Source organism: Salinicola sp. LHM (genome assembly GCF_034479735.1).
Classification (GTDB): domain Bacteria; phylum Pseudomonadota; class Gammaproteobacteria; order Pseudomonadales; family Halomonadaceae; genus Salinicola; species Salinicola salarius.
On the sequence record NZ_CP140261.1, the window covers coordinates 69877 to 81734 of the forward strand.

13 protein-coding genes and 1 tRNA gene are annotated in these 11858 nt (G+C 56.9%); 11 read left to right on the forward strand and 3 right to left on the reverse strand.

Translation table 11 applies throughout. The annotated features are described in order from the left end of the window. Window positions 1-99: 99 nt before the first annotated feature. Complete coding sequence (rep, locus tag R5R73_RS00315) at window positions 100-2148, forward strand: DNA helicase Rep (RefSeq protein ID WP_322528443.1); 2049 nt, start codon at window positions 100-102, stop codon at window positions 2146-2148. A 39-nt stretch (window positions 2149-2187) separates the two neighbouring features. After that, complete coding sequence (gene cysE / locus R5R73_RS00320; protein WP_071232400.1) at window positions 2188-3030, forward strand: serine O-acetyltransferase; 843 nt, start codon at window positions 2188-2190, stop codon at window positions 3028-3030. Between the two features lie 10 nt (window positions 3031-3040). On the opposite strand, the gene thiM is transcribed toward cysE, so the two are convergent. After that, window positions 3041-3880: a hydroxyethylthiazole kinase gene (gene thiM, locus R5R73_RS00325; protein WP_322528444.1), complete on the reverse strand. Its 840-nt coding sequence runs from the start codon at window positions 3878-3880 to the stop codon at window positions 3041-3043. A 4-nt stretch (window positions 3881-3884) separates the two neighbouring features. Next, a complete protein-coding gene (locus tag R5R73_RS00330) occupies window positions 3885-4190 on the reverse strand; it encodes a c-type cytochrome (RefSeq protein ID WP_170835886.1) in 306 nt (101 codons plus the stop codon). A 207-nt stretch (window positions 4191-4397) separates the two neighbouring features. Between R5R73_RS00330 and R5R73_RS00335 the strand changes: the two genes are divergently transcribed. The 9 genes from R5R73_RS00335 to R5R73_RS00370 all read left to right on the forward strand — a co-directional run bounded on the left by R5R73_RS00335 (window position 4398) and on the right by R5R73_RS00370 (window position 11389). Continuing rightward, window positions 4398-4474: transfer RNA gene (locus R5R73_RS00335), tRNA-Arg, on the forward strand. A 223-nt stretch (window positions 4475-4697) separates the two neighbouring features. After that, complete coding sequence (locus R5R73_RS00340; protein WP_322528445.1) at window positions 4698-5099, forward strand: MbcA/ParS/Xre antitoxin family protein; 402 nt, start codon at window positions 4698-4700, stop codon at window positions 5097-5099. Beyond that, window positions 5096-5773: an RES family NAD+ phosphorylase gene (locus R5R73_RS00345; protein WP_322528446.1), complete on the forward strand. Its 678-nt coding sequence runs from the start codon at window positions 5096-5098 to the stop codon at window positions 5771-5773. The genes R5R73_RS00340 and R5R73_RS00345 overlap by 4 nt, the downstream gene beginning before the upstream one ends. Window positions 5774-6029: 256 nt before the next feature. Beyond that, window positions 6030-6326 (forward strand): type II toxin-antitoxin system HigB family toxin, encoded by a 297-nt coding sequence (locus R5R73_RS00350; protein ID WP_322528447.1) that lies wholly within the window; start codon window positions 6030-6032, stop codon window positions 6324-6326. Further along, on the forward strand, window positions 6326-6688 hold the full coding sequence (locus R5R73_RS00355; RefSeq protein WP_322528448.1) for a helix-turn-helix domain-containing protein: 363 nt from the start codon (window positions 6326-6328) through the stop codon (window positions 6686-6688). The genes R5R73_RS00350 and R5R73_RS00355 overlap by 1 nt, the downstream gene beginning before the upstream one ends. Before the next feature lie 345 nt (window positions 6689-7033). Then, a complete protein-coding gene (locus R5R73_RS19245; protein ID WP_416221229.1) occupies window positions 7034-7321 on the forward strand; it encodes a winged helix-turn-helix transcriptional regulator in 288 nt (95 codons plus the stop codon). A gap of 616 nt (window positions 7322-7937) precedes the next feature. Next, window positions 7938-9056: an SEC-C metal-binding domain-containing protein gene (locus R5R73_RS00360; RefSeq protein ID WP_322528449.1), complete on the forward strand. Its 1119-nt coding sequence runs from the start codon at window positions 7938-7940 to the stop codon at window positions 9054-9056. 92 nt (window positions 9057-9148) lie between these two features. Then, window positions 9149-10120 (forward strand): DUF3644 domain-containing protein, encoded by a 972-nt coding sequence (locus R5R73_RS00365; RefSeq protein WP_322528450.1) that lies wholly within the window; start codon window positions 9149-9151, stop codon window positions 10118-10120. Between the two features lie 279 nt (window positions 10121-10399). Beyond that, entirely contained in the window at window positions 10400-11389 is a 990-nt protein-coding gene (locus tag R5R73_RS00370; RefSeq protein WP_322527567.1) for an IS481 family transposase, read from the forward strand. Here the strand turns inward: R5R73_RS00370 and R5R73_RS00375 are convergent. Continuing rightward, a complete protein-coding gene (locus tag R5R73_RS00375; protein ID WP_322528451.1) occupies window positions 11368-11742 on the reverse strand; it encodes a GNAT family N-acetyltransferase in 375 nt (124 codons plus the stop codon). The two genes, R5R73_RS00370 and R5R73_RS00375, sit on opposite strands and share 22 nt — an antisense overlap. Window positions 11743-11858: the final 116 nt, after the last annotated feature.

The window sequence follows — 11858 nt, forward strand, 5'->3', positions numbered from 1 at the left end:
GCTCCGGTTTCTGTGCGTTGCGCGCCTCGCGTTTCATCTTGCTCGTCAACGGGTGAAGCACTTCCTTCTCCGTTTTGTTTTCTCTGCGATTCTGCCCTCATGTCCGATATTCGCCAACGTCTCGCCAAGCTCAATCCGCGCCAGCAGGAAGCGGTGCGCTTCATCGACGGCCCTTGTCTGGTGCTGGCGGGTGCCGGTTCCGGCAAGACCAGCGTGATCACCACCAAGATCGCCTATCTGGTCCAGGAGTGCGGGATGAGCGCGCGCAAGATCGCCGCCGTCACCTTCACCAACAAGGCGGCGCGCGAGATGAAGGAACGCGTCGGGCAGATGCTCAAGGGCCGCGAAGGGCACGGCCTGACCGTATCGACCTTCCACAACCTCGGCCTCAACATCATCCGCCGCGAGCTCAAGACGCTCGGCTTCCGTCCCGGGTTCTCGCTGTTCGATCCGGAGGACGCCAAGGCGCTGCTGCGCGACCTGATGCAGAAGGAAGCGGACACCGACGCCGAGCAGATCAACGCGGTGCAGAACCGAATCTCCCAGTGGAAGAACGACCTGGTGCTGCCGGGGCCGGCGATCTCCCACGCCGCCGACGAAGACGAACAGTACGCCGCACGAATCTACGAAGCCTACAACCGTCATCTCAAGGCCTACAACGCGGTCGACTTCGACGACCTGATCATGCTGCCGGTGGTGCTGCTGCAGACCGACCCGGAGGCGCTGGCACGCTGGCGCAAGCGCATCCAGTACATGCTGGTCGACGAGTATCAGGACACCAACGTCAGCCAGTATCAGCTGGTCAAGATGCTGATGAACGAGCGCGCCACCTTCACCGTGGTGGGCGACGACGACCAGTCGATCTACGCCTGGCGCGGCGCGCGGCCGGAGAATCTGGTAACGCTGGGCGAGGACTTCCCGCGGCTGAACGTGATCAAGCTGGAGCAGAACTATCGCTCCACGGCGACGATTCTGCGCGCCGCCAACACCCTGATCGCCAACAACCCGCACGTCTACGAGAAGACGCTGTGGTCGGACATGGGTCAGGGCGATCCGATCCGCGTGGTGGTCAACCGCCACGAAGAGGCCGAGGCCGAGCGCGTTGCCGGCGAGATCCTGACCCGCCGGATCAAGGAGCGCGCCGAATGGCGCGACTTCGCCGTGCTCTATCGCGGCAACTTCCAGGCCCGGCTGCTGGAGCTCAAGCTGCAGCACCACCAGATTCCCTACAAGCTTTCCGGGGGCACCTCGTTCTTCTCGCGCAACGAGATCAAGGATTCGATGGCCTATCTGCGGTTATTGATCAATCCTGACGACGACAACGCCTTCCTGCGCATCGTCAACGTGCCGCGCCGCGAGATCGGCCCCGGCACGCTGGAGAAACTCGCCAACTACGCCACCGAGCGCGGCGCCTCGATGTTCGCTGCCTGTCATGAGCTCGGCCTGGAGCAGGTCCTGCCGACCCGCGCCGTCGAGAGGCTGGGGTGCTTCGCTCACTTCATCGACGGCGTGCGCAAGCGCATGGACCAGGGCGACGCCATCGCCGCGATTCGCGAGATGATCCGCGACATGGATTACGAAGCCTGGCTCTATCAGAACGCCAGCGCACCGACCATTGCCGAGCGCCGCATGGCCAACGTCTGGACGCTGATCGATCAGCTCGAAAAGTCGATGCATCGCGACGACGAGGACGGCGAAGCCAGCGAAGAAACCGACGATGTGCAGTCGGCCATTTCGCGGCTGGTGCTGCGGGACATTCTCGAGCAGCAGGCCGAAGAGGACGACTCCGACCGGGTCCAGTTGCTGACCATGCACGCCTCCAAGGGCCTCGAGTTTCCCCACGTCTATCTGATGGGGCTGGAAGAGGAGCTGCTGCCGCACCGTAACTCCATCGAATCCGGCACCGTGGAGGAGGAGCGGCGACTCGCCTACGTCGGTATCACCCGTGCCCGGCGCACGTTGACCCTGACGCTCGCCCGCCAGCGCAAGGCCTACGGCGAACTGCTCGACTGCACCCCGAGTCGCTTCTTGGACGAGCTGCCGGCGGACGACCTCGAATGGGAAGGTCGCGCCGACAAGGAAAACCCCGAGAAGAAACAGGAGCGGGGCCAGAGTGCGATCGCGGGCCTGCGATCGCTGCTAGGCTAGAAGTCATTCGATGCCCATCCACGCCAACAAGAGATGCCGATGAACACCACCGAGCTGTGGCAACAGGCCCGCGATGAGGCGATGACGATCTCTCGTCAGGAGCCGCTGCTGACCCCACTGATGCTGGGCGCGGTGCTCAACCGCTCGACGCTGGGTGCCGGTCTGGCCTATCGACTGGGCCAGCGCCTGGCGCATCCCGATCTGGCTGCCAATCAGTTGATCAAGCTGTTCGACGAACTGCTGGACGGCGATCCTGCCATCAGCGATGGCATTGGGCAGGATCTCGCCGCCGTGATCGAACGCGATCCGGCGATTCGCCAGGTCACCGAGGTGCTGCTCTATCTCAAGGGGTTTCATGCGCTGACGGTGCATCGGTTCGCGCATGTGCTGTGGCAGACCGGGCGTCGGCAGATGGCGCGTTACCTGCAGAGCCGCAGCTCCGAAGTGTTCCAGACCGATATTCATCCCGCCGCGCGGATCGGCAATGGCGTCTTCATCGATCACGCGACCGGGGTCGTCATCGGTGAAACCACGGTGATCGAGGATGAGGTTTCACTGCTGCAGGGCGTCACGCTCGGCGGAACGGGGAAAGAAGCGGGGGATCGCCACCCCAAGATTCGGCGAGGCGTGTTGATCGGCGCCGGCGCCAAGGTGCTCGGCAATATCGAGATCGGTGAAGGCGCCCGTATCGGCGCCGGATCGGTGGTACTGAAGACGGTGCCGCCTCATACCACGGCGGTTGGCGTGCCGGCGCGCGTTGTCGGCGATGCCGGTTGCGCGGCACCTTCACGGGAAATGCAGCACTGCCTCGACAAGCCGCGTGATTCGCAAAGGTCGGCGCAGCCCGCTCCCTCCAGCAGCAAGCTCTGTTGTGGGCGCTAGCGCAGCGATGCTAGCAATCTAGCCTCAGGCGATCCGAGAAAAAGCCCGCCAAGTCGACGCTATCCAGCGCGTCCAACCACGCCACGGCAAAACTGCCCGGACCACGCGCCGTTCGCTCTGCCTGTTCGGCTGCGGCGGCGGCGTGTGCATGGGCACAGATCATCGCGTCCAGCGGCGTATCGGCAACGGCCAGATAGGCGGCGATCAGTGCCCCCAGGGCGCAGCCGGTTCCCGTCACCCGCGGCTGCCACGCGCTCCCGCCGGCAAGGCTGATCGTCACGGGATTGCGGGCATCGGCTAAACGTCCCAGCAAGCGATCGACCTGTCCGGAAATGGCGATGCCCTCCGTTCGCTTCAGCAGATCGTCAGCAGCGGAGAGTGCATCCCGGGATTCATGCTGCGTATCGACCCCGCGGCCTCGCGTATCGGCCTCGGCCAGTGCCATGATCTCCGACGCATTGCCACGAATCACGGCCGGGTGTTGCGCCATCAGTTCGTGACTCACCTCTCGCCGCAACGGCAGTGCCGCTGCCCCGACCGGATCGAGCACCCAGGGCCTCCCGGCCTCGTTGGCGGCCTGGCTCGCTCGTCGCATCGCGGTCAGGCTATCCGTATTGGGTGTACCCAGATTGATCAGCACGGCGTCCGCTGCTGCGGCCAGGTCTCCGGCTTCCTCAGGATGATCGGTCATCGCCGGAGAGGCTCCCGCCGCCAGCAGCGCGTTGGCGACGAAATTGACGGTGACCTGATTGGTCAAGCAATGCACGAGCGGCGCCCGTTCGCGCAGATGATCACGTGTTGCCAGCAGGCGCTGCTGCCACTCACGCGTCTGGAGCGGTGCCTCGGTCATGCCGTCACTCGCTTTCATCGACGATGTAGTCGACGGCTGCCTTGACCTCGCCATTAGTGAGATCCGCGTTGCCACCCTTGGCCGGCATACCGCCGACGCCGTTGATCGCATTGGCATACAGCTCATCCATGCCTTCGTCGATCCGTGATTGCCAGGCGTCGTTGTCGCCGATCTGCGGCGCGCCACCGCCGTCGTGGCAACCGGCACAATTGTCTTCGAAGATGGCTTCACCGTCGGCGGCCTGTGCCGGTGCTGTCAGACTCGAGGCCAGCAGGATTGCCGTTAACGGCAGAGAAAATCTCAAGCGCATGTCGTCCTCGTCGTCGGTCGTGTCGTTCGTTTCTTGTGTCGTCGCCTTCCCAGTATAATCGCACTCCTGCATGGCGAAAGCCGACACGCCAGCCGAGTGGAGCATGGCTGGACAGCCAATGGCCAAGCGGTTAGGATGGCCGCGCTGTTTGCGGCAGCTCCCCGGCCACCCCGGTCATCGCCGCTTCGGCACGACGCATGTCATCGCGCGCCCATAGCTCAGCTGGATAGAGTACTGCCCTCCGAAGGCAGGGGTCGCAGGTTCGAATCCTGCTGGGCGCGCCAGAATCCCCGGAAAGCCGCCGTTCGATACTCATCGGACGGCGGCTTTTTCTTGTTTGGCATCTTCTGGAATGCATTCTTGACTCGCCACCTACCGCAAGGCTGATGTCATCGGCGACGCCTGCTACGCATTGGTGGCGAGCGCGGACGGAGCCCGGCAGGGTGGCAGCGCCATACCATATGGCGGATAATGACGAAATATCGCCATACGGCAAGAGGAGGAGGTATGGTCATCAGCCAGATGTCACACGACCAACGCCAGGACATGAGCGCCGCAGCCATGCGGACCTATCCCAACATCGCCCGAGATTGGCAGTTGAAGGAGCAGGAGGCCGCGTTACTGCTGGGCGTGCCGGGCTCGACTTACCGCCGCTGGCAGAAGCAACCCGACAAGGCCGCTTTGGACGTGAACCAGCTAGAGCGCATGTCGCTGATCCTGGGGATCTACAAGGCGTTGCAGATCCTTTTGCCGCGCAGCGACGCGGCGGACAGCTGGCTGCGCCGACCGAATAGCAACCCACTGTTCTCCGGGCAAGCGCCTCTCGAGCGACTGCGTAGCGGACTGGTGTCCGATCTCTACGTGGTGCGTCAGTATCTCGATGCCGTACGTGGTGGCAGCCACGCATGACGTTTCCCCTCTCGGCGGTGCAGTGGCGTCCAAGCTATCGCGTCGTACCTTCCCGGTTTCCGCCTATCGATCTGTTCGAGCGCGTGGCTGCTCCCGGCGATTGGGGTCTCCTCAATCTGCTGGAAGGGCAGACCTCCGCCCGGTTGCGAGAGGAAGCCGGCGCCATTCACATGGTCCGGAAGGAGGATCGTCGTTACGGCCCAGGCTGGACGCCCGTCATGGCGGCTTTTTGCCACTTCACCGGTCAAGGCTCGCGTTTCAGCGATGGTGCGTTCGGGGTCTACTACTGCGCTCTGAGTGAAGCCACCGCCATCGCCGAGACGCGCTATCATGCCGAACGATTTCTGCGCGACTCCAGCGAACCACCCATGCAAATTCAGCAGCGCGTCTATCTCTCGGACCTAGTAGGCACGTTGCATGACCTGCGTGGCGAGCCAAGCGCCACATCCCTATTAGATCCCGATGATTGGAGCGCAGGGCAAGCGCTCGGCCGGCAAGTCTGGGAAGCCAGCGGGGACGGCATCGTCTATCCCAGCGTGCGCGATCCTGGTGGCGAGTGCGCGGCGGTGCTACGCCCGCCAGTCATGTCCGCCACGCGGCAGGGCCGGCATTTGGGCTACGAATGGGATGGCGAACGCATTCGCCACGTCCTCGAGCTCAAATTGATTGGATGAAGGGCGCTTTGTGGCCGGTGTGGCCACGCTCGTCACTAACGTAAATATCGTGGACTTCGCTCGGCGTGAAACTTCGTAGTCATAACCGGCAGGCTGTGCTGTCGATGAGTCTTTATGTCTATCAGGCACCGCCAGACATGCGAGGCCCTCTGGTGGCAAACCTACCGAGGCCGGGGGCTCACGTAGATACGCAAGCAGTCAAAATATTGACTCGGAAAACTCGAGACGCTATATTTCTCCCATATTGGGAGGTTCGATGAGAGTCATCGCAAAAAGTACACTGCGGGCGTTCTGGGAACAGGGCCATGACTCCGCCGAAACGCCGCTTACCGAGTGGTACAACATGATGCTTAGAGCATCGTGGACCACGCCCCAAGAACTCAAAGCCGATATCGGCACGGCCAGTATCCTCAAATACGGGCGGGCCGTATTCAATATCGGTGGCAACAAATATCGGGTCATCGTCTCGATCCGGTACTCGCAACAGATCGCATGGGTGCGCTTCGTTGGAACTCACGCCCAATACGATCTAGTCGATGCGGAGACTGTGTAATGAACATTCAGCCTATTCACAACGATGCAGATCTTCAGGCCGCTTTTACTCGCCTCGATGAGCTGTGGGACGCGGCCGATGGCACGCCGGAGGCCGATGAGATCGAGGTTCTGTCCATTCTCATCGAGAAATACGAGAACGAGCACTACCCGATTGGGCCATCCGATCCGGTCGAAGCCATCAAGTTCCGGATGGAACAACAGGGGCTAACCCAGCGTGATCTCGAGGCCTACATCGGTTCGAGCGGCCGTGTCTCCGAAGTTTTGAACCGGAAGCGTCAACTCAGCCTCAGAATGATCAAGCGGTTGCATGAGGGGCTGCGTATCCCCTATGAAAGCCTGATGAGCGGCGTCGCTGCCTAATCTTTTCAAAGCCTCGCTCCGTCGGGGCTTTATTATTTCGGTTTTACGAGCTCGGGTGCGAGTTCGATGCCCAATCGGTCGTGGCCATCATATAGCTGAGGAAGTGCCGGCCAGTGCGCTCCTCGACTTCTTCCATGGAAATACCGACTTCCCGTCAATCACAACATGACGATTTCGATCCACAGCAACGTCAGGATTCCCCGCATAAGTAGGTACATCAGTGATACCGAAAGACGAAAATGACCTTCTCACTCGCTCCCGGGTGCTCTGCGACGCGTTGGAAGACGAGGACGACTGGCTGAAAGAGAGGTGCTAACCCACGCCGGCAACCGCTGGGCTTTTGGGGTGATCCACGCGCTCAAGGAGGGAGGGCGGTTGAGACACGCCGAGCTTCGCCGACGGCTCGATGGTGTCACTCAGCGGATGCTAACGAGAACGCTGCGGCAGCTCGAGCGCGATGGGCTGATTCTTCGCCAGGATTACGAGGAAGTTCCACCACGAGTCGATTACGAGCTGACTCGGCTGGGGGAGGAATTTCTCTTGAAGATCATCCCTATGTGGCTCTGGATCTTCGAGCACGCGGAAGACTTCCGCCAGGCTCGAGAAGCTCACTCGACGGCAGCGAGTGAGTAGAGAGTGAGTAGAGAGACGGCACGTCGCCTTGACCATTCAACGAGCCGAGTAGCCAACGGACACCCTGTGGCCACCGCCTGCCTCTCCATGGCCTTGCTTCCTCCCGGCGCGCTGTCGACTCCCCGCCCCGCCTGCGCGCTAAATGGGTCGGTTTTGATGCAGCGTTGCAAGGGGCTGCGAACCGCGCCACTACTGGGATAGTAGGGCGATTTCGGAGCCCATAAAGTGATGCGGAATGATGCGTTTTGCAGTCCACTCGACGAAAGGCGGGGGGCATTGAATAGAGAAATGAAACGAAGTGTGGCAAATTGATACGAAAGTTATTCCTGACAGGGCTTGAGAAGGCTGACTGGTTCCCACCAAAGTAGCAAGGGCGACAAAGGCAGGAAGCACGCTCATTAAGGGTATGTAGCATGCCGGGTGATCGCCGTGATGTTGCCGAGCCATCCTTGATGGCGAGCAAACTCAATAGGTTGATGGTCTGCTTCCATGCGCAATATCACTATTAAACGCGCGTGCGCGTTAAAGTCAATAAACGGGCGCGCTGTCTAATACCTGTCAGGAAATAAGATTATGCATAGTGCTTGCTGATAGAATAGACGAGTATAGAGAATACATGAAAATCGGTCGTAATGAGAAATGCTGGTGCGGGTCAAAAAAGAAATTTAAATACTGCCATTATGGTCGAGAAAAGGAGCAGCCCCTTAGCAAGGGTGAAGCTATTGGAGAATCCAAAAAAATAGGCTCAAGGAAGTGCTGTTATGTTCCTGATGAGTTAAAAGGTGAGTGTGATAAAAAAATTATTAATGCACACACTATCTCTAAGAGTGGAAGCTTAAAGGAGATAGCTGACTCTACTAATCATGTGCTGGGTCTCAAAATTGATCTTGCCAATTTTTTTAAGCATGAAGGAAGGCTTATACCAGAAAGAATTGGAATTAACCAAGCTTCAACTTTTTCAGGGTTTTGTGCGAAGCATGATAAAGAGTTGTTTTCGTGCATTGAAGATCAAGAGTTTTGTGGATCGGAACGGCAGCTACACGCGTTAATGTACAGATCTGTGGCAAAAGAACTATATGCAAAAGAAGGAAGCTTTTTAACCTCACAATTACTTAAGGGTGGAGACAAAGGTAGACATCCTATAGATCAACTATTTATTCAGAACTTTGCTGCGAGTAACCAGTCAGGAGTAGAAGCGGCACAAAAAGAACTGTCTGAACTCAAAAGGAAACTGGATGAACAATTTCTTGGTAAAACGAGAAGTAACTTTAGTCATTTGATAGTGAGAGCTAAATCACCCGTCCCGGTTGCCGTCTCATCCATCGTATCTCCTGTTTCTGATTTTGAAGGCAATCTAATTCAAGACTTAGGAGATTTAAGTGTTCCAGCCGAGTCCTTAGTATTCAACTCGTTTTCCAGTGATGGTAAGGGTTATGTGGTATTTAGTTGGCTAAAAGAATCAAGTAAGGTTTTAGGGTTTATTAACACCTTTCTGGCTATAGATAGTGATGGCCTTTTTAGTGCGCTAATTCGGTTTTTCTTTGGTGTTTCGGAGAATACGTTTATATCTCCAGTATGGTGGGATAGTCTGGAAGCTTCACAAAAATGCAAGATCCAAGAACTCATTATGGCAGGCGTCAATCCATTTGAATTTGAGCCCAAAAAGTTATTGGTTGATGATGGTGTGGTTTTTACAGGTTTGGAGGTAGGTGATATCACTAAAGTGAATTTCTAACATTACAAATCACTTGGACGCAGCAAAGCTGCGCCTGGGTTTTGGGGCGTTAATTTAGCCAAGGTAGCTCTATGAAGTCACGATCTCGATTGATGCTTGAAAAATCTATCGCGGCTATGTTGTCTGCAATAGAAATCTACAATAAGCCGGACTTCAAGTACCGCGAGGAGACATTTTCTGTTCTATGTATTAATTCTTGGGAGTTACTGTTAAAAGCAAAAGTTCTTAACTTGGCCAGTAATAAAGTGGCCTCGCTTTACGCGATGGAGTACAGAACGTTAAAAAGCGGGAAAAAATCCACCGTAAAAAGACCAAAATATAATCGCTCAGGAAACCCTCTTTCAATTAATCTCTATGAAGCCCATCGGATCGCGACCGAGGACTATGGCGTAAAGATAAACAAGGCAGTATATGACAACCTGGTCGCGCTGACTGAAATTAGGGATAATTCAATACATTTCGTGAATGACGACCTACTATTATCTCTGAAAATTCAAGAACTAGGTAGTGCATCACTGCAGAACTATCTTCATCTTGTATCTACTTGGTTTGGAGATGTTCTATCAAGATATAACTTTTACCTCATGCCCCTATCATTCTTCAGGAATTTTACTGAAGCTCCCGGTGTTTCGCTAAATTCGAATGAACGAAAAGTTTTAGAGTATATAAGAAAGTCAGAGGAAGGATACGACAGCAGTGAAGATGTTGGCGATTACAACCTAACCCTGAGAATTGATGTGAAATTTCAGAAGGTTAAGAGCATCTCTGGTTTACCTGTCCAGGTCACTAATGATCCAAGTGCCACCGCGGTTTATCTATCAGAAGAAGACTTTTCGGATAAGTACCCGTGGGACTATGACATCCTGAGCACGCGCTTGTCCAAACGGTATTCTGATTTTAAGATGAATGCAAAATATCACGAAATCAGAAAAAAACTGGAAGGGAACAAGAAGTATGCGTATGAGCGGCTTCTGAACCCGAAAAACCCAAATGGTGGGAAGAAGATATTTTATAACCCAAACATTCAGAAAGAGTTCGATAAGCACTATTCAAAGCAAAATTAAAAAGCTCACGTTTTGATCTCACTTTTCGCTGCGCTTAAAACCACCCGAAAATGGGGCGTTATATTTATTCTGGCTTAATGCTGCCAGTCAAAGGTTATTCGCCGCGCCTCGGACTTTGACGAATTTCATCAAGCCGCGATCCCGTTTCTCAACGGGAAGCCAATCGGCACGCTCGTAAAATGCATAGGTGTAGGGTCCCGGATGATCGGATCGCCTATAGAAGTTATCCTCTGCTAGCAGCGAGAGAGCTTCTTCAGCAATTCATCCGGGAGCAAGTTCATGGACATCAAGCTGCATAAACAAGCGACCACGACACCGAAGATCCGGGCCGAGATCCAGGCAGCGCCCTCCAGCATCACGGATAGCGAGCTGGCTCGCCAGTATGGCGTCGCCACCGCGACCATACGGCGCTGGCGCTACCGTGACGATGTCCATGATCGATCGCACACGCGTCACAACCTGCTGGCCACGCTCACGCCCGAGCAGGAGGAGGTGCTGATCGCAGCACGCGAATTCCTTCGCCTCGGCCTGGATGATCTCCTCGTCGTGGCGCGTGAGTTCCTAAACTCCCGGTTGTCTCGCTCCGGCCTGCATCGCATGCTCCAGCGGCGCGGCGTGCCGACACTGGCGGAACTGGCTCGGCAGGACATCGGAGATGACGAGAAGCCGAGGCACAAGCCCTTCAAGGACTACGAACCGGGGTATGTGCACATCGACATCAAGCACCTGCCTCGGATGCCCGACGAGCAGCAGAAACGCTACCTGTACGTCGCCATCGATCGCGCCACGCGTTGGGTGTATCTGGAGATCCGAAGCAGTCAGTCCGCGAAGGATGCTCGCGCGTTCATGAAGCAGGTGGAAGAGAAGGCGCCCTTCAAGATCCAGACGGTGCTGACTGACAACGGCAAATCCTTTACCGATCGCTTCACACGTGCAGGTGAGCGCAAGCCCAGCGGCCGGCATCCGTTTGACCAGGAGTGCCAGGCACATGACATCGAACACCGCCTGATCAAGCCGGGAAAGCCGCAAACGAACGGCATGGTGGAGCGCTTCAACGGCCGCATCAGCGACGTGCTGGCGACTCGGAGCTATGCCTCAGGCGAGGACCTGGAACAGACGCTGAAACGCTATACCTGGCTGTACAATCACCACATCCCGCAGAAGGCACTGCACCATCAATCACCTATTGCGATGATGAAAGAATGGCAGACTAAACGGCCTGACTTATTTACCAGGCGGGTGGTTAATCACACGGGACCCGACACATAGGCTCGACTGCCGATCTCGGTTTCCAGCCAAATCTCGTCGTATTTGGCGAATAGATGGCGCTCGGCTCTCTCAAGGAGTGAGCGGCCCACGCCTCGTCCCTCATGGTCGGCGCGGACGAAGAGTCCAAACACGCACCCGGTCTCGTCACGAACCATCGAAAAGCCCACGGGTACTCGATCAATCTCCGCAACCCACACACAAGGGCCCCGAGCGATCTCGGCGGCAACGGCCTCGGGTGTGATGCCCATTCCGGCAAGCTGCTCGAGCGAAAGGTGGTTCTCCGCCACGCTGGTGCGAATGGCGAAGATCTCCCCGATGTCTGTCTCTCTCGCTTCTCTCACTTGAATTGACATGGATCGATATCCTTGGCCGTGATTGAGAAGCCCACGGGCGATCATTGTGTATAGAGCGACAATTACTCTGGCCGGCCGACGACAACTACTGTGACCGGTTGCCCTAAGCTTGACCG